The sequence below is a fragment of the Acinetobacter kyonggiensis genome (genome assembly GCF_900107285.1).
Taxonomy (GTDB): Bacteria; Pseudomonadota; Gammaproteobacteria; order Pseudomonadales; family Moraxellaceae; genus Acinetobacter; species Acinetobacter kyonggiensis.
Map to the genome: position 1 here is coordinate 41,738 of NZ_FNPK01000018.1, position 18,714 is coordinate 60,451.

An 18,714-nucleotide genomic window follows, 5' to 3' on the forward strand; every position below is an offset into this window, starting at 1 on the left:
GAGTTTTCTAAGCACGGGCTTTTAATATTTATGTTTTGTGCTATTTGTGGTGTGATGAATAGCATTATAAAGTCGGATCAGTAATATGCTTAAACTTCTCGCAGAAGATTTTATTCAAATTGATAAAATTGATTTAGTTTTGCCTTTGTACCAAGAGTTGGTGGCAAAGACCAAATTGGAACAAGGTTGTATCGCTTACGACCTTTATCATGATCTGCGAGATCAAGGACATTTTATCTTTGTTGAGGAGTGGGCTGACCGTGTTGCTTTAGATGTACATGTCCAATCTGAACACTTTCAGCGCCTTGTTCCGCAAATTGATCAATATCAACGAAAACAGGCTATTTTTACTCATATGCAAAGTTTTGAACAGCTGCTTAAAAAAGCATAAGCTTACTTTTCTGTTTCAATCAGTTGCTTGATCTTGATTGCTTTTTCAAAATGATCGAGTTGATGCGTTTTAATCCACCATTCAGCCGCTTGCATTAGAAGTTCAGGATTGTCATTTTTGTTGGCGAAAAAAGCATAAAAAGACAGTCCGACATTACTGCCTTTTTTTGCAATTTTTTCATTGCAGACTTGAATGATTTTTTCACGTAGCTGCTTTTGCATTAGAATGGGCTCACCGACTGAATGCTTAATTCATTTTTTGATTTTGCATTTTTAAGACGCAAGAAAGCATAATCCAAGTGATGTTCAGTTAAAAACTGGGTTATTTAAAGGCCTAATGCTAAAAATTTAACACTTAAACAATCATATTCAATTTTTAGCACCGTTGAAATCATCATTTTGGAAAAGTGTTTAAATTATGGTCATAAATTGCATCATTGTATGACTTCAACTTAAAGTTGGGGGGGAATTGCACTCAAATTGAAATCATACAATATCGCTTTAACTTGATACAATTTAATTAAATTTATAGCTCACGCCATATTTTATTTTTGTCATTTAAAGAAACAGTAAAATTAAAATTTGAATCATCACAGACCAATAAACCTTTAGGTGTGTGCATCAGTACTTTTAAAATAGTACCTTCTTCAAAAATTAAAGGATGACAATTTTCTTTTTTTAGCGTGATTGGTTTTAATAATTCAATAATGATTTTTTCCATATTGCTTCCCCAGCAGTGGCCAGAATGTATTGCAATAATAACATGATTTGCTGTTTGTTTAACCAATTTTACCAAGATTGAGATATACATCAAAAAAATTAGCATAAGTTTTGGCAATCAATATGCAGCTTATAGCATGATGTTATTGCATGGCGTGACCTTAAATAATTTTGATTTTGAGCCTTTTTAAGATGCTTAAATTTGAATATTATTCGATTATTTTTTTAAGATCTTTTTAATTAAAGGCGAATAGTATAGTAACAAACGACTAGAGATCGTCTATTTGGATTTGAAATGTAAATTAAATTTCAGAAAAAGGATAGTCAAATTTATGTTTTTTAAGTTTGTGATGATTTTTTGCTGTGCCGCATCAGTATATTTTTTGGATGCGATCAATCACATTTTTTATTGCAGAAGATATTGATATGCTAAGTGCTAGAGGCAGCCAACAATCTGTGAGTTAAAAGATAGCTTTTGTTGCTTGATGTGGCGCTAGATTAAAAATGTTACACGTGAAAAAACATTTCACAAACAGTGAATAAGTTGCTACAAAGATGAAAAGACTAGAATAATAGCCGATATCGCCATTTGTCTTAAAGCCTGTTAGGTTTTGAGTGATGGACGAAGTTGCCAATGAAAAATAAAGGAATCCCCAAACCGAATGTTTAAATCTTTTTTTCCGAATCCGAAATGGTTCTTTTTGTCGTTGCTGCTGTGGTTTGTCGTTAATATCAGTTTATGGTATTCCGGTGGCAGTGCTTGGGGCACATTTTTAGGCTTTGCATCAGGCTATAACGATGCTGAATTACCGATTGGTGTAAGTCGTTTTTGGGCACCTTCATTTTTATGGTTTTATCTGTGGTTCTTTGTCTCTACTGTAATTTTTGCTTTGTTCTGGCGGTTTAAATCGAGCAATCCATGGCAAGGGTGGTCTGTTTGGGGATCGGCCTTTATTTTGTTTAATATTTGGTTTTCAGTACAAGTCAATGTTGTGGTTAATGCTTGGTATAGCCCATTTTATGACTTAATTCAGAAGATGCTGGGTAGTGGCGGCGGTGATGTCAATTTACTTTATAGTGAAACAATGACGTTTCTATATGTGGCAATGGTTTATGTCACCATTGCCGTATTTAACCTATTCTTTGTCAGTCATTATATCTTTCGTTGGCGTACAGCCATGAATGACTATTACACCGCACATTGGGAGCAATTACGGCATATTGAAGGGGCATCGCAGCGTATTCAGGAAGATACCATGCGCTTTGCTAAAACCACTGAAAGTTTAGGGGTCAGTTTGATCCAAGCCGTAATGACTTTAATGGCCTTTTTACCGGTGCTATTACAGTTGTCTTCACATGTGAAGCAATTGCCTGTGATTGGTGAGATTCCGTATGCTTTGGTTTGGGCAGCCATTAGTTGGGCTGTACTGGGTACGGTTATATTGATGTTGGTCGGTTATAAATTACCCGGCTTAGAGTTTAATAACCAAAAAGTGGAAGCTGCATATCGTAAAGAGTTAGTGTATGGGGAAGATTATGCTGATCGAGCTGATCCACTGACTTTAAAAGAGCTGTTTAGTAAAGTTCGTTTTAATTATTTCCGTTTATATTTCCATTATGCCTATTTTAATATGGTGCGTATTTGGTATATGCAATTGGACAATCTGTACGGTTTATTTGTGCTCTTTCCCAGTATTGCCGCAGGAGCGATTACACTCGGTCTAATGATGCAAATTCTAAATGTATTTGGCAATGTACGTCAGTCATTCCAATATTTAATTGAGTCATGGCCAACGATTATTGAATTGCTTTCAATTTATAAGCGTTTAAGAGCATTTGAATCGACTTTAGATCATTAAGTTTCAAGTATAAAAAGCCCTGAAAAAATGAATGCCAGTCAGTTTGGAAGTTGATTGGCATTTTTTAATTCTAAAAGATAAGTGCATAAAATAGTGCAGGAAGTTGTAGTATTTAGGCCTTATTTTAAGTCATTAAATGACATTTAAAAGGGTGGTATTCTCGCTATAATGAATTAAAAAATGAGGATAAGAACAATATGAAAGCTTTTCAGCATCTCTTTGTTTTAGTTTGTTTTACTGTAACCAGTTCTGTGGGTTATGCCAAAGCCATTCAAGGCATGTCTTTTGCTCATCAAGATTGGGAAATCTATTGTAGTAATACAGGGACTTGTCGGGCAGCGGGGTATCAGGATGAGCGTATAGAAAATATGCCAGCATCGTTATTAATCATCCGTAAAACGGGCGAAAAACAGGCTGTTCAGATGAGATTTGCATTATCGGAATATGATCAGGCCCTAGATAAAAAAAACCTTAAAAATATTCACTTTTATGTCAATGCAAAAGACTTTGGTGCTGTCACCGTCGATGGTTCAGAAGCACCGTTATTGGGCGTACTGAATACAGCACAAGTCAATGGACTATTACAACAAACACAGAAAAGTGTGAATATTGTATTTAAGAATGTTCATTACTCATGGAAAATCTCAGATGCAGGAATGACCGCTACTTTATTAAAAATGGATGATTTTCAAAAACGTGTTGGTACTGTTGGGGCTTTAGTCAAAAAGGGCACAGCCGATGAATCGAAGGTTTTGGTTGCACAGCCAAAGCTGATGCTGAAGAAAATTAAAACCACATCTAAGCCTTATTTAGTCCTTAAACCAGATACCAAACCCTACAAAGCCTTATATACAACTTTGATGGCAGCACAACCTAAATTGCAAGATGGTCATGGCTTTTGTGAAGGTATTTATACGGAAAATGGTGTGCAATCGCAAAAAATAGAGCTCTATAAACTCAGCAATCAAAAAGTTTTAGCAACCACGTTATGTTGGCGCGGTGCATATAACGAAGGTTTTGGCGCGTGGGTCATAGATGGTTCTTTAAAGGGTAAAGCGACCTTTGTGACTGAGTCTGCCTCAGATTTTGCCGAGGGTGAGATCAGTAGCTCACAAAAAGGTCGTGGCATTGGTGATTGTTGGTCGATGAGTGAATGGATTTGGGATGGAAAAACTTTCGTTCAGAGCATAGATCGTTGGTCGGGCATGTGTAAAGGAGTGGCAGCTGGTGGGGTTTGGAATTTAGATTTGATTGAAAGTGTGGTGAGGTAATGGGTTAAACACTTATTTTTGAATCATGTCGAGATCCATTCATCATAAAGAGAATAGAGCTGAATCTGCTCATAATAGAAAATGACAAATGGCGTGAGGGATTATTTACCCTTAACCAATGATGAAAGATTAAAAAGGGGAAATGAAGTGTTATCTGGTTATTATTTTAACTTTAAAACCTTTGGAAGTTGGCAATTTATAGTCTGTTTTGAGTGAAAAGTAAAAACCAGATTAAGTTAAATTGATAATAAAATCAAAGTTTTGTGTTTGTTATTTTTTGTCTTTTCCTATATTTTCTTTTATACAGCATAATTGGGCATTGATACGTGAATTTCAGAACATTAATCTTGATGGGGGGAGTTGGCATCGCTTTACATGGCTGTACCAGCATGGACAGTTTAAGCTCAGATTCAGTTAAAAATTTTACTTCACCTCAGGAATTAATTGCTCAAAAAAATATTAATCATGCAAATGGTCAAGCAAAGGAATATGTTTATGATTGGGGGGCGAAGCAAAGCAATAATGAAGCACAATCCTTATATCCAAGAAAATATTTAACCCATTATTGCTCCGCAAAAGGGGGCAAGTTTGCACTTTTGTACAAAAGCAGCATGTCTTTAGTCAAGGATGCACCAGCGAAAAAACGTTTATCTGGCAATAGTCATGTCAAGCAAGGAATTGGTGCATATAAGTGTGTGCAAAGTAATGGGCAAAGCTGGATCGTTTCAATTGAACCCACGGCTGAACGTAAGTTCACGGATGGCAGCGAAACGCGGGTGGTTAGCTTACAAAGTAAGGTAATGACGGTTCAAGAAAGTCAGAAATTTTATAAAAATATATCAACCGATGCTGTGGTTAAAAAGAGCGCTGTAAATAATCAGACCGTGAAAACCACAACCAGCAAAGCAGCTATTGCGAAAGAAAGCGAAATTAAAAAAGAAGACAAGCCTGTGGTTGAATCACCTGTTAAGCCAGTCGAGAAAGCGGTTGATACACCTCAACAGCAGCAGCTTAAAGCTTTTGTTGCTGCGCGTCGTGATTTGAACAAAGGGCAAAACCAATTGAATGCCTGTAATAATGCGCAGCGTGCGTATAATTTTGGCAAATTACCCAATGCCAATGGTACAAATGTTTATGCAGAGTCGGGGATGTTGGTTGCACGTTGTTTTACCAGTGTGCCGAGTTATAGTAGTCGTTTTTCCAACTCAAAGGCTCAAGCTAAAAATATTTTGCAGAACTTAGCGAATAATCATAATCATGCTGGTGCGAAGCACATGTTGAAACAATTGAAATAACTTTATCTGTGGGGTAATTCTTGAATAGTGGGCTTATTGATACGATTTAATCTAGCTGCTATTTGGGTCTCATTTAGTTAAGGCTCATTCCACTGCATTGTAGTGGAATGAGCAAAATAGATCTGCATTTGAAGATTATTTTGACCTGTATTAAAGGGTAATGGTCGCACCTAATGCTTTAACAAACTGTGCTAACCAAGCAGGATGAGCCGGCCAAGCAGGGGCAGTGATCAGATGCCCATCCGTTACCGCTTCAGTCACTGCGATGTCTGCATACTGACCACCTGCAAGTTTAACTTCCGCAGCACAGGCAGGGTAAGCCGAGCATAAACGACCTTTCAGTACATCAGCAGCCGCAAGAAGTTGCGCACCATGACATACAGAAGCAATGGGTTTTTGTACGGCATCAAATTCACGCACAATTTCAATGACGCGTGCATTCATGCGTAAGTATTCTGGGGCACGGCCACCCGGAATGACCAGTCCGACATAGTCCTGAGTATGGACGGCACTGAAGTCATAATTAATGGCGAAATTATGCCCACGTTTTTCACTATAGGTTTGTTCACCTTCAAAGTCGTGAATGGCAGTCGCAATACTGTCACCTGCTTTTTTGTCTGGGCAAACGGCATGTACGGTATAACCTAAACCTGTGAGGAACTGAAAAGGCACCATGGTTTCGTAGTCTTCGGCATAGTCACCAACGAGCATTAAGATTTGTTTTGACATATTTCCCTCTTTCTTTTCTTAGATCTGATTTATATAAGGTTTTGTTTCACCATAGCAGAATAAGATGGCTGTTTTAAGTAGGGTATTGTTTTCTTTAGTCGTAGGATTGATGAGGGGCAAAGTATTTCTTTGAAAAGGCCATACTCTTTGGATATGTAACTTCACAACAGAGCCCTCCCGATAGTAATTCAATGTTAGGAGTTCGTTTGTTACTTTGGGAAAATCCAAAGTAACCAAAGATTTTTTGTCATCCGCAGAACTCGTCAAATACCATCTCTTATTAAGTTGTTCGCAGAAACTTTATTAAATAATGAAGTCCGGCCTCGAACAACTGCGAATGACGTTGTCATGTGATTTAATAAAGTATTTTATTAGAATATTTTGAATTATGCAGGATTCGCTTTACTCTTAGATTTTCATTATTTGACCTAAAGAGTTGTTAATTCTGTTTTTTCTATCCTATTACTAGTCGTTTCATTCATAGATTGTGAATTTTCAATAAGCTTAATAAATTTAATACTTTCCGATATATCATCCACTTTTTTTAAGACTTAGATTAGCATTTGAAGTGCAACACCATATTCTTTGATCCAAACGCATATAACGAAATGCGCTTAAAACCTTTAAATGGTTTTATCACTTGAAAATAAATAGATGAAATAGAGAAATGAAACCAATGAAAAATATACTTTTTGCTTGCTGTTTTATGGCATTCAGTTCTGCTGCATTTGCTCAAGAAATAAAAGGAATTTCGACCACTTTGGCTGCACCTCTAGATATTTTGGCGTTTAAAAAAGCACAGTTCAGTCAACAGGAGCAGAACCAATTATGCGCACAAGTGAAAGAGCTTTGTCAGCATCGTGATCAATGGCGTAGCCTAAAAACCCCAGATCAGCGTTTATGGCTGTTATCTGGTGCAGATATTGCTCAGTTTAGCTCATCTACAACGGGGCTTAAATTGTTGAAGCAATGGCATATCGATATTTCCAGTCAAGAGGATGGTACATCGACTGGGCAATTTTTATTTCCCAAGCTGTTTCCGATGGCGCAAAACCGTTATGCCATTGCAGTGATTGATACTTTTTCTGAAATGTATTCGGGTGGTGGAGCAGGCATCGAGCGCGCCAGTTTTTATGAATTAAAGGACTCAGGCAATACGCATGCATTTATTAAAAACTATCCGTTTAGTTTGAATCGAATGATTCGTGCTTGTTTTTCCGAACAAGACTATGAAAGCTCAAAAGGCAATTGCCATGATGAAGATGCTTTAAGTTTAGATATCCGTCCCATTAAGCCGATGCTGTGGCAATTCCGCTATCGTTATCATTTGAGTGTATCCCCAGCATCGGATTCAGGCGAGAAATCGTATCAAGGCAGTCGAAACCTGAATATTGATTTAAATAAAGCACCTCAGCAGCCGAATATTCCTGAAACATGGAATTATGCGGGCATGGAATAAAGAGCAGAAAAACGGATTTAAGCGATGCACATTTTACTAAAGCTTGAATCATTTTGATGTGCACAATTTACACAGTCATAATTGGGGATAACATTGGCGCTGTGGTACAAAGAAATAGATGATTATTTGGAAATCAGTTTATGTCACGTCTTTATACTTCTGCCCGCCGTAAATTTTCTTCTTTAAGCCGTTCTGTGTTGATGGTAATGGCTGTATTGGGCACGACACAAGTGGCAATAGCAGGAGCTACAGTTGATCAACTCAGTGCTTGTTTGGTCAAGTCCACGACTACGACGGATAAAACAGCGGTACTGCAATGGACATTTGCGGCTTTGGCGGCACACCCTGACCTGAAAGTATATAGCAATGTCACGGAAGAACAGCGCATACAGTTGGATAAAAACGTGGCGCAGGTATTACAACGGATTTTAGTCGAGCAATGTTCAGCACAGACCAAAGCAGTAATTCAGGCGGAAGGTTTGCAAGCAGTGGGTGACAGTTTTCAGGAGTTAGGCAGCATTACGGGGGAAGAAATTATTAAGAACCCTGAAGTAAAGCAGCAGTTAAAAGGTGTAATTCGTTATGTGGATTTAAATAAATTGGTGATGACTTTTTTAACGCCTGATGTTTGGAGTAAGTTGGGGATTACGAGATAAAGATAAAAGTATCTCTTTGAAAAAAGAGATACTGCTTAAAGTTCTTATTTTTAATGGTAAAAAGAATTGAGTTAAGCATTAAATTTGTTAATATTTGCGTAAAATTTTAAAGTAAGTTATTCAATACATGAAAAAAATAGTCATAAGTTTATTGGTGTTAGGGTTAACGGGTTGTAGTGCAGGGATGGTGAATCAGTCAAAAAAGATGTTAGGTTTAAAACTGTATCAAGATTCTAATGCTGCACACATTGCGAATATTCGTATTGAGCATAAAGATAATTTTGGTGTGAGATTGTATCCAAATGGTTGTATGACATCTATGCAACCTAAATTTCAAATGCTGCCAGAAGTGGCAAGTGTTGGAACATTTAAAGAACAAATGCAGAGTAAACAAATAAATTATAAACAAAAACTGCTTGGTATACCTTTCCCTCCAAGTGAGATTGGCTTTGCAGAGTTTAAATTGCCTGCTGAACGGTTTTTAGCGATAAGTGCTTATAAGAGCTATCATAATGGTGTGGAACTACGTGGTTGCGGTGTAGATGCGATTTATAAATTTGCTGCCAATAAAAATTATGAGCTATTAGATAATGCATCAAGTATGCAATGCTCATTAGAAATTAATGAGATTATGCCAGATGGTAAGCGTGTTGAATTACAACCTTTAAAATATCTAAATAATATTAATGAATGGGCTGGTTGTGATGCTCAGCTTGAGGGTTTAAATTAAATAGAATGTTAATTTAAAAGAGTCTCCCTCTTGCGTGTAATAAGACTCATCCTTAAAAAGGAGAGGGAATATCACGTATCAAACTAATCACGTGACAAAGTCTCCATTTTAAAAGGTGAGAAGCGAAGCTTAGCAAGGAGAGGGATTCCAAAGAATTCCTCATAAAAAATGACTTAGAAAGTTGAATACATCCTAAGTCTTTGAATTTTAAAATAAATGGTACTTTTTTCTAGTCATTTTCTTAAGTGGTGTATGTTTAAATCGATTGAGTATTTGTATTAAAATTTAATTAATTTAATTAATTAATTTAAATATTTAATAAAAAGGAAATTTTTATGACTTCAGTTGTAGTGTGGTTAAATGAAGAAGATAACTCGTCAAATTTATGGGCAACAGCAGATAGTAGGATTACCCACCAAAATGCACAGGGCAGCATAGCAAGAAGCTTAGAGATCTTTCCAAAAATTTATGAACTTGAATTAAAGATTGCGTTAGACCCAATTCGTATCCAATACAAGACTGCTCATAGCCTAGGTATGGCAATAGCAGGTAACGTTTTATTAAGTATGGCTGTTAAAAATACTGCTGAATACTTGTTTAAACACTTAAGTTTGGTTGACTCATCTACTCCCATTGTGGAGTCAATTAATCTGAAACAAAAACTACCCCCAATCCGTCATGTTATTTATTTGATAAATAATATTGCTAAACAGGTAATGTATTCCCATGTAAAAAATACGGGGAATAGAAAAGAAAAATTTGAAGTTTGTATTTTTGGATATTGTCCAATAGAGCAAAATTATCAAGCTCATAATATCGTTTGCCAGACATTACCTAATGATCTATATAATGAAAAAGAAGAAGAGTTTGAGTGTTTTGAAAATTTTATTGAAGAAAAAATATTTGATTTAGATTCAGCTGAATTACAATATATTTTACTTGGTGATAAAAAAGATAATATTGTGAAATTAATAGAGGAGGAAGTAGAAGCTAAAAAAATAAGTAATCAATCTATTTATCGTGCTCCAATGAGAATTATGCAAAAAATTGTAGATGAAGAGGAATATATGTCTACTATTGGTAGTTATGCTCAGCATGCTATAGCTGATCAAAGTTTTGTTAGAGTCGGTGGTGGAGTGACTCCTACAACAGGACTCTCATTTTTTGGTTATCGTTTGGGAGAAATTGATGAAAATGGTAATGTGACTACTCCCTTAATGGGGCAATGTTTTATCGCACCTTTTGCTATGTGTTTTTAAAAAAACCCGTCTTAAGACGGGTTTTTTATTCTAAAATTAATCAGTCTCAACCAATCAATTTCTTCATCAATTCATTTACTTGTGCAGGGTTGGCTTTACCCTTAGACGCTTTCATCACTTGACCGACAAGACCGTTGAAAGCCTTCTCTTTACCCGCTTTGAATTCTTCAACCATTTTTTCATTGGCTGCAAGTACATCTTTAATAATCGCTTCAATTGCACCTGTGTCGGTTTCTTGCTTCAAGCCTTTTTCGCTAATAATGGCATCGGCAGATTTGCCTTCATCCCACATAAAGCCAAAGACTTGTTTCGCAATTTTACCGCTAATGGTGTTGTCAACAATACGCGCAATCATGCCGCCTAACTGTTCAGCCGAAACAGGGGATTCAGCAAGGTCTAGGCTCGCTTTGTTTAAAGCAGCAGAGAATTCGCCCATCACCCAGTTTGCAGCCACTTTACCTTGAGCCGCACCGCCAGAAGCCGCCACAACAGCTTCATAGAAGTCAGCCATTTCGCGTGAAAGCGTCAATACATGAGCATCGTATTCAGTCACAGCAAAGTCAGCCACAAAACGCTCACGACGTGGCGCAGGCAATTCAGGCAAAGTCGCACGTGCTGCTTCAATCTGAGCATCAGAAATAATCACAGGCAACAAGTCAGGATCAGGGAAATAACGGTAATCGTTCGCTTCCTCTTTCGAGCGCATTGAACGGGTTTCCATTTTCACAGGATCAAAAAGACGCGTTTCTTGGTCAATTTTGCCATCCCATTCCAAAATTTCCATTTGACGTTCAATTTCAACATTGATCGCTTGTTCAATGAAACGGAATGAGTTGAGGTTTTTCAGCTCACAACGTGTACCAAATTCATTGCCCGGGCGACGCAACGACACGTTACAGTCACAACGGAACGAACCTTCGGCCATGTTGCCGTCAGAAATACCCAACCAACGTACTAAAGTGTGAATCGCTTTAATATAGGCAACCGCTTCTTCAACCGAACGCATATCGGGTTCAGACACGATTTCAAGTAAAGGTGTACCAGCACGGTTTAAGTCAATGCCTGACATACCTTCAAATTGGTCGTGAATTGATTTACCTGCATCTTCTTCAAGATGGGCACGGGTCACGCCAATGCGTTTAACTGTGCCATCTTCAAGTTGAATGTCGATGTGACCTAAGCCAACAATGGGATTGTCCATTTGGCTAATTTGGTAGCCTTTAGGCGAGTCGGGGTAGAAATAGTTTTTACGTGCAAATACCGATGCTTTGTCGATATAAGCATCAATTCCCAAACCAAAGCGAATGGCAAGATCAACCACTGCTTTGTTCAAAACTGGCAACACACCCGGCATCGCCAAATCAACAAGGCTAGCCTGTGTATTTGGGTCTTGTCCAAAAGTGGTTGAAGAACCCGAGAAGATTTTAGAGTTTGTTGCGAGTTGAGTATGAATCTCAATCCCGATCACCACTTCCCAACCATCAATCAACAGTGATTTAGCTTTCTTTTGAGCTGTTTTTGAGATATTGGTCATTTATGCATTCTCCTCAGCAATTGCCGCACGTTGAGTATGCCAATCGGTCGCTTGTTGATACTGATGCACCACAGACAACAATTGCGATTCAGACCAATAGTTACCAATCAGCTGTAAGCCAACAGGCAATTGATCTTTATCAAAACCAACAGGCGCATTGATTGCAGGAAGACCCGCCAAGTTCACCGCGATGGTGTAGATGTCGCCCAAATACATTTCAACTGGATCTAAAGAAGCACCAATCTTATATGCTGTGGTTGGCGCAGAAGGAGCGGCAATCACATCAACAGATTCAAACGCTTTTAAGAAATCTTGTTGGATCAGACGACGTACTTTTTGTGCTTTGACATAGTAAGCATCGTAATAACCAGCAGACAACGCATAAGTACCAATCAAGATACGACGTTGCACTTCAGCACCAAAACCTTCAGAGCGTGAGCGTTTGTATAAATCCATCAAATCAACTGGATTTTCACAACGGTAGCCATAACGCACGCCATCATAGCGCTGTAAGTTTGACGATGCTTCGGCAGGCGCAATCAAGTAATACGTCGGAACATAAGCTTCAGTCATGTTGAGATCAATCTCAACCAAGGTTGCGCCCATTTCTTCTAACTTTTTCAATGATTCTTCAACACGCGCTTTAACGTCCGCATCTAAGCCAGCAACATTAAAGTATTGTTTAGGAATACCAATGCGTAAACCTTTTAGCGCTGTGTTATTTAGGTTTGAAACATAATCATCAACGTCTTTTTCAATCGAGGTTGAATCTTTTGCATCATGACCTGCCATCACGTTCATCAGGTAAGCACAGTCTTCAGCCGAGCGCGCCATTGGGCCGCCTTGGTCTAAGGAAGATGCATACGCGATCATACCGAAACGTGATACACGACCATAAGTCGGTTTAAGCCCTGTAAGGCCACAGAAGGATGCAGGCTGACGAATTGAGCCACCTGTATCTGTACCTGTAGCAAACGGTGCAAGGTCAGCCGCAACAGCCGCAGCAGAACCACCCGATGAACCACCTGGAACATGATCCAGTGCCCACGGATTTTTGGTTGCGCCAAAGTAAGATGACTCCGAGGTTGAACCCATGGCGAATTCGTCCATGTTCACTTTACCCAAAGTCACCAGACCCGCAAATTTACCTTTCGCTACAACAGTTGCGTCGTAAGGCGAGATAAAGTTATCCAACATTTTAGAACCCGCAGTGGTCTTAATCCCTTGGGTACAAAAAATATCTTTGTGGGCAATCGGTACACCAGTCAGTACAGTTGCAGTACCTGCTTTGATTGCAGTATCCGCAGCATCCGCTTGAGCCAATGCTTGTTCTGGGGTCACGGTTACAAAACTTTGCACTTGAGCATCAATTTTATCAATGCGTTTTAAATAATGTTCAGTCAGTTCGCGAGATGAGAATTTAGCTTGGCTTAAACCCTCAGTGATTTCACGAATCGATAAGCGATGTAAATCAGTCATGAGAAAAAATTCTTTACCTTAAATTTGATTTAATGGGTTTAACTGAATAAAAATTATTCAATCACGCGAGGAACTAAGTACAAGCCATCCTGTGTTGCAGGTGCAACAGCTTGATATTCTTCACGATGATTATCTTCAGAAACCACGTCTTCGCGTAAAGGTTGTGGATGATCAAATGGGCTTTTAAGTGGTTCAACACCATCAGTGTCAATCCCTTTTAAGGTGTCCATCATGCCTAAAATTTTATTTAGACTTTGAGCATATTCAGTAGATTGCGTGTCATCTAGCGACAATCGAGCAAGATTGGCGATTGCCGAAACTGTTTGTGCATTTAAATCCGCAGAATGCTGTGCATCCGATGTAGACATAACATCACCTGAGTCAGTATTAAAAAAATTCAAAATATCGTGCGTTATAATAAGCGATTGACTTGTTCAAATCATCACATTTAGTTAAAGTTGCCACCTTGCGTCCACATAAAGTTTAATCGAGAACGTCTCCGTGATTCTAAAAAGACTAATTGGCTTGTTTTCGCCCGATCTAGCCATTGATTTAGGTACAGCAAATACACTTATTTATGCACCAGGACGAGGCATTATATTAAATGAACCGACTGTTGTGGCAATTCGTCATAGTGGTTCACAAAAAATTGTTGCCGCGGTTGGTCTGGATGCAAAGCAAATGCTGGGTCGTACGCCTGCGAATATTTCTGCAATTCGTCCAATGAAAGATGGTGTGATTGCCGATTTTGAAGTCACAGAAACCATGCTGCATCAATTTATCAGTAAAGTGCATGAGAAACGTCTATTTCCACCTGCACCGCGTGTTGTTGTATGTGTGCCATGCAAATCGACCTTGGTAGAACGCCGTGCCATCCGTGAAGCCGTTTTTAATGCTGGTGCACGTGATGTTCGTTTAATTGAAGAACCAATGGCTGCGGCAATTGGTGCAGGTATGCCAGTTGAGCAAGCATGTGGTTCAATGGTGGTCGATGTTGGTGGTGGTACGACTGAAATCGCAATTATTTCATTACAAGGTTGTGTCTACGCTGATTCATTACGTATCGGTGGTGATGTCTTTGATGAGCAAATCATTAACTACGTACGTAAAGCACACGGTTGTGTGATTGGTGAAACGACCGCTGAAGTGATTAAAAAAGAAGTCGGCATGGCTTTGCTTGATCCTGACTCAAAAATACTTGAAATTGAAGTACGTGGTCGTAACTTGGCAGAAGGTGTGCCTCGTGCAATTACCGTAACTTCTGTTGAAATTGCCCAAGCGATTTCTGATCCATTACAAAATATTGTTTCTGCGGTGAAGTCGGCACTTGAACAAACCCCGCCTGAATTGTCTTCTGACATTGCAGAGCGTGGCATTGTATTGACGGGTGGCGGTGCATTATTACGTAATCTAGACAAACTCCTTGCACAAGAAACGGGCTTACCTGTGGTTGTTGCTGAAGATCCATTGACGTGTGTGACTCGTGGTGGTGGTAAAGTCTTAGAATTCTTTGATAATCCAAATCATGACATGCTATTTGTAGGCTAAGTTAAGGACGAGGCGGGTGCAAACAAATCTGTTTTCTAGACAACCGCCATCTTTTCGCTCATTTATCATTGCGGTCATCACATGTTGGGTTGTGCTATTTTTTAATTGGCGTATGCCGCATGTGATTCAACCCGCACGTGATGTCTTGTATGCGGCATATAATCCCATTTATGCCTTAGCAAGTTATCCAGTGTTATCGCGAGAATGGCTCAATCAACAAACCAAGTCCGAGGCGCAGTTACGTCGTGAAAATACCGCGATGCATGCCGAACTTTTACAGGCGCAAGTTCGTCTGCAAAAACTATCTGAACTTTCTGCTGAAAATACGCGTCTAAGAGGCTTACTCGATACTCCACTGATTATTGATGGTCGTATGGAAATTGCAGAAGTGATTGGTACAGATGCAGATCCACTTCGTCATATTATTGTGATTAACCGCGGTGCCAGTAGCCAACTGAAAGTGGGTCAAACGGTACTGGATGACAAAGGCATTATGGGGCAGATCATTAATGTCTATCCACATAGTAGTCGCGTGATGTTATTGTCGGATAAAGAGCATTCTTTATCTGTACGTTTAGAACATACTGGAATGCGTGCCATTGTTTCGGGTACTGGTGATTTAGGTCATTTGAAAATGGAATATGTTCCAACCAGTGCCAATATTAAAGTGGGTGAAAAAGTCTATAGTTCTGGACTGGGTGCACATTTCCCTGCGGGTTATTTGGTCGGAACGGTGTCTAAGGTGAATCGACATAATTCAGGTGAGTTTTCCAAAATTGATGTGATTCCAGCAGCACAGTTGGCCGGTGGGCATCATGTGGCGGTTCTATTTTCCGATTCTTTAGCGATGGAGCAACCTTATGCTAATCGCTAAACTGCGTTCTGAAAAAAATCGTGATCCGTTAATTGCCATTGTGCTTTCCGTCATTATTTGTTCAGTACTCATCGTTTATCCGTTGTCTTATGCTGTTTCAGGTGCGCGTCCATTATTCATGTTGTTGGTGGTGCTGTTTTGGGTCATGTGTCAGCCAACATGGTGTGGTATTTGGTTTGCTTTTGGGACAGGGATTTTTACCGATCTTTTGGTTGATGCGCCTTTAGGCATGAATGCCTTCAGTTTTGTCGTCATTACCTTTGTGGCACGATTTTTAACCCGTGAACGCCGTATTTTGACTTTTGCTAATCTGTGGGTAATTAGCTTTTTAGCTGTATTGGCACATTTATTTATCACTTGGATTGCGCAAATTATGGGTGGATTGCAGTTTTCGATTGCAAGGCACTGGCAGCCTTTGTTGAGCAGCATTTTAGTTTTCCCACTGATTTATTTTGTACTGAAAAAATGGCGCATTTAATTCTTGCTTCAAGTTCTCCACGTCGCCGTGAGTTACTGCAACAACTGGGACTCGACTTCGACATTTTTAGTCCAGAGATTGATGAGTCTGTTTTAGTGGGCGAAAATGTTGCAGCCTATGTTGAACGACTGGCATGTGCGAAAGCTCAAGCGGTTTTAGAGCAATTCCCCGATGCCATTATTCTTGCTGCTGATACCAGTGTTGGGGTAGATGATCAAATTTTAGGTAAGCCTGAATCTAAGCAACATGCTTTTGAAATGTGGCAATCCATTTCAGGACGTAAACATGATGTATTTTCAGGTGTTTGCGTGCGTACAAGTCGCGAAAAATCAAGTATAGTGGTACGAACTCAGGTTGAGTTTCAAGCATTAAGCCGCAATGATATGGAAGATTATTGGGCAACAGGTGAGCCTTTAGGTAAAGCTGGTGCTTATGCTATTCAGGGGGTTGCAGCACGTTATATTCCTCGTATTGAAGGAAGTTATAGTAATGTGGTGGGCTTACCCTTATACGAAGCAGTACAGTTATTAAAAGTAGTTAAGGCACTAAATTAACTGCTGAACAAGAATTTTTATAATGTTTTGAGTCTTATTATGTCTGACGAGCTACTGATTAACGTCACCCCTATGGAATGTCGGGTGGCTTTAATCCAAAATGGTACGGTCAATGAATTATTTGTAGAACGCACGGTTAAACGTGGTTTAGTGGGCAATATTTATAAAGGCAAAGTGGTTCGCGTTTTGCCGGGTATGCAAGCGGCATTTGTCGATATTGGTTTATCTCGTACAGCCTTTTTACATATCAATGATATGATTTGGCCACGTAATCAGCCCACACCCAATGTATTTGAATTGCTGCAACCGGGGCAAATTCTTACGGTTCAAGTGATGAAAGACATGCTTGGAACCAAAGGTGCTCGTTTAAGTACAGACCTGTCAATTCCTTCGCGTTATTTAGTCCTCATGCCGTATGGTCATCATATTGGTGTTTCACAGCGCATTGAGTCTGAAGAGGAACGTAATCGCTTACGTTCGATGATTGAGCCTATTCAAACCACACATCAGCTACCGGGCAGTGTGATTGTTCGTACGGCTGCTGAAGGGATTCCCGAATCAGAAATTGCCCAAGATATGGCATATTTGGCCAAGCTTTGGGAATTTATTCAACGTAAACAAAAAAGTATTGTGGTGCCTTCACTTATTTTTGAAGAGTTACCTCTTCCGCAACGTGTGATTCGAGATTTAGCCAACGAAGCGACCTCTAAAATTTCAGTTGATTCACGTGAAATTCATGCCAAATTACAAGAATTTGTCGCTGAATTTGTACCCAGTATGCAAACAAGACTGATTCACTATCCGGGTGAACGTCCTATTTTCGATTTATATAATGTCGAAGAAGATATCCAAAAGGCACTACAAACGCGTGTAGCGCTTAAGTCTGGTGGATATTTGATGATTGATCAGACTGAAGCCATGACCACCATTGATGTCAATACGGGTTCATATGTGGGAGGACGAACACTAGAAGATACGGTGTTTAAAACGAATATGGAGGCAACGCAAGTCATTGCACGTCAACTCCGCTTACGTAACTTGGGTGGCATTATTATTATTGACTTCATTGATATGCAAGAAGCACAGCATCGTGAAGAGGTGATGAGTCAGTTCGAGCGTATGCTTGAACGTGATCATGCAAAAACCAAGATTACACAAGTTTCGGAACTGGGTTTGGTTGAAATGACCCGTAAGCGTACCCGTGAATCTTTGGAACATTTACTCTGTGAATCCTGCCCAACATGTCAGGGTCGTGGTTATGTGAAAACGGCAGAGACAGTGTGTTACGAAATTTTTCGAGAAATTTTAAGATATGCACGTGCTTTTGAATCAAAAAGTGGCTTTACTGTGATTGCTCATCCGTTGGTGATTGACCGATTGTTAACAGCCGAAGCACCCGCAGTAGCCGATTTAGAGCATTTTATAGGGCGTGTGATTAAGTTTCAGGTGGAAAATTTATATACGCAAGAGCAATACGATATCATTCTGAGTTGAAATTGTAACAGAATATCGTTAAACACTTGTTACATCTGAAATTTTACTTTCGAAGTGTAATTTTTAATACTAGGCATACACAGTAGCCAAAGCCAAATTTCTCCTTTTGGCTTAGCAAAAAAGAGGTATGACATGAGTATAAGCCAAGTAATTATTAAACAAAGTTCGAAAGTCTTAGATCATAAACCTGCCACTAATAGTGGTTATATTGTGGATGAACAAGGTAAAGAAGTTCAAATTACCACTGCTATGGTTCGTTCAGTCTGCCACCAATTATTAAATCGATGCCGGGTGGTGTTTCAAAAAGTATGCTGACATTAAATGAAGCCATTATTGATGTAAAAAAAGGTTAAGTCGAAAGCTTTAAAATGGTTTTCAATCTTTT

General features: G+C 39.1%; 20 protein-coding genes. 14 read left to right on the top strand and 6 right to left on the bottom strand.

Annotated features, from left to right (window positions below; all coding sequences use genetic code 11):
- The first annotated feature begins 85 nt into the window (after nucleotides 1-85).
- Nucleotides 86-391 (top strand): putative quinol monooxygenase, encoded by a 306-nt coding sequence (locus BLV99_RS13350; RefSeq protein WP_092691538.1) that lies wholly within the window; start codon nucleotides 86-88, stop codon nucleotides 389-391.
- A 2-nt stretch (nucleotides 392-393) separates the two neighbouring features.
- On the opposite strand, the gene BLV99_RS13355 is transcribed toward BLV99_RS13350, so the two are convergent.
- Nucleotides 394-612, bottom strand: a complete 219-nt coding sequence (locus BLV99_RS13355; RefSeq protein WP_092691541.1) for a DUF6500 family protein — start codon at nucleotides 610-612, stop codon at nucleotides 394-396.
- Nucleotides 613-916: 304 nt separating this feature from the next.
- Nucleotides 917-1,111: a hypothetical protein gene (locus BLV99_RS13360; protein WP_086165614.1), complete on the bottom strand. Its 195-nt coding sequence runs from the start codon at nucleotides 1,109-1,111 to the stop codon at nucleotides 917-919.
- A gap of 661 nt (nucleotides 1,112-1,772) precedes the next feature.
- Between BLV99_RS13360 and sbmA the strand changes: the two genes are divergently transcribed.
- The 3 genes from sbmA (at nucleotide 1,773) to BLV99_RS13375 (ending at nucleotide 5,535) form a co-directional block, all read left to right on the top strand.
- The gene (gene sbmA / locus BLV99_RS13365; RefSeq protein WP_092691543.1) at nucleotides 1,773-2,969 is read left to right on the top strand and encodes a peptide antibiotic transporter SbmA; all 1,197 of its coding nucleotides are present in this window, start codon (nucleotides 1,773-1,775) and stop codon (nucleotides 2,967-2,969) included.
- Between the two features lie 197 nt (nucleotides 2,970-3,166).
- Nucleotides 3,167-4,240, top strand: coding sequence for a DUF1176 domain-containing protein (locus tag BLV99_RS13370; RefSeq protein WP_092691546.1), 1,074 nt, complete (start codon nucleotides 3,167-3,169; stop codon nucleotides 4,238-4,240).
- A gap of 326 nt (nucleotides 4,241-4,566) precedes the next feature.
- Complete coding sequence (locus tag BLV99_RS13375) at nucleotides 4,567-5,535, top strand: hypothetical protein (RefSeq protein ID WP_244516322.1); 969 nt, start codon at nucleotides 4,567-4,569, stop codon at nucleotides 5,533-5,535.
- Between the two features lie 150 nt (nucleotides 5,536-5,685).
- Here BLV99_RS13375 and BLV99_RS13380 read toward each other — a convergent pair whose 3' ends face one another.
- A complete protein-coding gene (locus tag BLV99_RS13380; protein ID WP_092691551.1) occupies nucleotides 5,686-6,264 on the bottom strand; it encodes a DJ-1/PfpI family protein in 579 nt (192 codons plus the stop codon).
- 706 nt (nucleotides 6,265-6,970) lie between these two features.
- On the opposite strand from BLV99_RS13380, the gene BLV99_RS13385 reads away from it, so the two are divergent.
- The 4 genes from BLV99_RS13385 to BLV99_RS13400 all read left to right on the top strand — a co-directional run bounded on the left by BLV99_RS13385 (nucleotide 6,971) and on the right by BLV99_RS13400 (nucleotide 10,368).
- Nucleotides 6,971-7,723 (top strand): hypothetical protein, encoded by a 753-nt coding sequence (locus BLV99_RS13385; RefSeq protein ID WP_092691582.1) that lies wholly within the window; start codon nucleotides 6,971-6,973, stop codon nucleotides 7,721-7,723.
- Nucleotides 7,724-7,863: 140 nt separating this feature from the next.
- Nucleotides 7,864-8,379, top strand: a complete 516-nt coding sequence (locus tag BLV99_RS13390; RefSeq protein WP_092691554.1) for a hypothetical protein — start codon at nucleotides 7,864-7,866, stop codon at nucleotides 8,377-8,379.
- A 205-nt stretch (nucleotides 8,380-8,584) separates the two neighbouring features.
- Nucleotides 8,585-9,109, top strand: a complete 525-nt coding sequence (locus BLV99_RS13395) for a hypothetical protein (RefSeq protein WP_342028102.1) — start codon at nucleotides 8,585-8,587, stop codon at nucleotides 9,107-9,109.
- Nucleotides 9,110-9,444: 335 nt separating this feature from the next.
- Nucleotides 9,445-10,368 carry a hypothetical protein gene (locus BLV99_RS13400; protein WP_092691559.1) on the top strand — a complete coding sequence of 308 codons (924 nt, stop codon included), beginning with the start codon at nucleotides 9,445-9,447 and terminating at the stop codon, nucleotides 10,366-10,368.
- A 46-nt stretch (nucleotides 10,369-10,414) separates the two neighbouring features.
- Here the strand turns inward: BLV99_RS13400 and gatB are convergent, their stop codons facing one another.
- From gatB to gatC, 3 genes are read right to left on the bottom strand one after another with little or no spacing between them, the layout of a single operon-like run.
- On the bottom strand, nucleotides 10,415-11,902 hold the full coding sequence (gatB, locus tag BLV99_RS13405) for an Asp-tRNA(Asn)/Glu-tRNA(Gln) amidotransferase subunit GatB (RefSeq protein ID WP_092691561.1): 1,488 nt from the start codon (nucleotides 11,900-11,902) through the stop codon (nucleotides 10,415-10,417).
- Entirely contained in the window at nucleotides 11,903-13,381 is a 1,479-nt protein-coding gene (gene gatA / locus BLV99_RS13410) for an Asp-tRNA(Asn)/Glu-tRNA(Gln) amidotransferase subunit GatA (RefSeq protein WP_092691563.1), read from the bottom strand.
- A 53-nt stretch (nucleotides 13,382-13,434) separates the two neighbouring features.
- Nucleotides 13,435-13,749, bottom strand: a complete 315-nt coding sequence (gene gatC, locus BLV99_RS13415; protein ID WP_092691565.1) for an Asp-tRNA(Asn)/Glu-tRNA(Gln) amidotransferase subunit GatC — start codon at nucleotides 13,747-13,749, stop codon at nucleotides 13,435-13,437.
- Nucleotides 13,750-13,882: 133 nt separating this feature from the next.
- On the opposite strand from gatC, the gene BLV99_RS13420 reads away from it, so the two are divergent.
- The 6 genes from BLV99_RS13420 to BLV99_RS13445 all read left to right on the top strand — a co-directional run bounded on the left by BLV99_RS13420 (nucleotide 13,883) and on the right by BLV99_RS13445 (nucleotide 18,644).
- On the top strand, nucleotides 13,883-14,929 hold the full coding sequence (locus BLV99_RS13420) for a rod shape-determining protein (RefSeq protein ID WP_086184833.1): 1,047 nt from the start codon (nucleotides 13,883-13,885) through the stop codon (nucleotides 14,927-14,929).
- 16 nt (nucleotides 14,930-14,945) lie between these two features.
- Nucleotides 14,946-15,803 (top strand): rod shape-determining protein MreC, encoded by an 858-nt coding sequence (mreC, locus tag BLV99_RS13425; RefSeq protein WP_086184832.1) that lies wholly within the window; start codon nucleotides 14,946-14,948, stop codon nucleotides 15,801-15,803.
- On the top strand, nucleotides 15,790-16,281 hold the full coding sequence (gene mreD / locus BLV99_RS13430; protein ID WP_092691568.1) for a rod shape-determining protein MreD: 492 nt from the start codon (nucleotides 15,790-15,792) through the stop codon (nucleotides 16,279-16,281). The genes mreC and mreD overlap by 14 nt, the downstream gene beginning before the upstream one ends.
- A complete protein-coding gene (locus BLV99_RS13435) occupies nucleotides 16,269-16,835 on the top strand; it encodes a Maf-like protein (protein ID WP_092691570.1) in 567 nt (188 codons plus the stop codon). The genes mreD and BLV99_RS13435 overlap by 13 nt, the downstream gene beginning before the upstream one ends.
- A gap of 39 nt (nucleotides 16,836-16,874) precedes the next feature.
- Complete coding sequence (rng, locus tag BLV99_RS13440) at nucleotides 16,875-18,329, top strand: ribonuclease G (protein ID WP_086165552.1); 1,455 nt, start codon at nucleotides 16,875-16,877, stop codon at nucleotides 18,327-18,329.
- A 132-nt stretch (nucleotides 18,330-18,461) separates the two neighbouring features.
- The gene (locus BLV99_RS13445; protein ID WP_092691572.1) at nucleotides 18,462-18,644 is read left to right on the top strand and encodes a PA1571 family protein; all 183 of its coding nucleotides are present in this window, start codon (nucleotides 18,462-18,464) and stop codon (nucleotides 18,642-18,644) included.
- Nucleotides 18,645-18,714: the final 70 nt, after the last annotated feature.

What these genes read in the sequence shown, in the direction of transcription:
- BLV99_RS13350 (WP_092691538.1), top strand. Translation starts at nt 86, where the DNA reads ATGCTTAAACTTCTCGCAGAAGATTTTATTCAAATTGATAAAATTGAT.
- BLV99_RS13355 (WP_092691541.1), bottom strand. Translation starts at nt 612, where the DNA reads ATGCAAAAGCAGCTACGTGAAAAAATCATTCAAGTCTGCAATGAAAAA.
- BLV99_RS13360 (WP_086165614.1), bottom strand. Translation starts at nt 1,111, where the DNA reads ATGGAAAAAATCATTATTGAATTATTAAAACCAATCACGCTAAAAAAA.
- sbmA (WP_092691543.1), top strand. Translation starts at nt 1,773, where the DNA reads ATGTTTAAATCTTTTTTTCCGAATCCGAAATGGTTCTTTTTGTCGTTG.
- BLV99_RS13370 (WP_092691546.1), top strand. Translation starts at nt 3,167, where the DNA reads ATGAAAGCTTTTCAGCATCTCTTTGTTTTAGTTTGTTTTACTGTAACC.
- BLV99_RS13380 (WP_092691551.1), bottom strand. Translation starts at nt 6,264, where the DNA reads ATGTCAAAACAAATCTTAATGCTCGTTGGTGACTATGCCGAAGACTAC.
- BLV99_RS13385 (WP_092691582.1), top strand. Translation starts at nt 6,971, where the DNA reads ATGGCATTCAGTTCTGCTGCATTTGCTCAAGAAATAAAAGGAATTTCG.
- BLV99_RS13390 (WP_092691554.1), top strand. Translation starts at nt 7,864, where the DNA reads ATGTCACGTCTTTATACTTCTGCCCGCCGTAAATTTTCTTCTTTAAGC.
- BLV99_RS13395 (WP_342028102.1), top strand. Translation starts at nt 8,585, where the DNA reads ATGTTAGGTTTAAAACTGTATCAAGATTCTAATGCTGCACACATTGCG.
- BLV99_RS13400 (WP_092691559.1), top strand. Translation starts at nt 9,445, where the DNA reads ATGACTTCAGTTGTAGTGTGGTTAAATGAAGAAGATAACTCGTCAAAT.
- gatB (WP_092691561.1), bottom strand. Translation starts at nt 11,902, where the DNA reads ATGACCAATATCTCAAAAACAGCTCAAAAGAAAGCTAAATCACTGTTG.
- gatA (WP_092691563.1), bottom strand. Translation starts at nt 13,381, where the DNA reads ATGACTGATTTACATCGCTTATCGATTCGTGAAATCACTGAGGGTTTA.
- gatC (WP_092691565.1), bottom strand. Translation starts at nt 13,749, where the DNA reads ATGTCTACATCGGATGCACAGCATTCTGCGGATTTAAATGCACAAACA.
- mreD (WP_092691568.1), top strand. Translation starts at nt 15,790, where the DNA reads ATGCTAATCGCTAAACTGCGTTCTGAAAAAAATCGTGATCCGTTAATT.
- BLV99_RS13435 (WP_092691570.1), top strand. Translation starts at nt 16,269, where the DNA reads ATGGCGCATTTAATTCTTGCTTCAAGTTCTCCACGTCGCCGTGAGTTA.
- rng (WP_086165552.1), top strand. Translation starts at nt 16,875, where the DNA reads ATGTCTGACGAGCTACTGATTAACGTCACCCCTATGGAATGTCGGGTG.
- BLV99_RS13445 (WP_092691572.1), top strand. Translation starts at nt 18,462, where the DNA reads ATGAGTATAAGCCAAGTAATTATTAAACAAAGTTCGAAAGTCTTAGAT.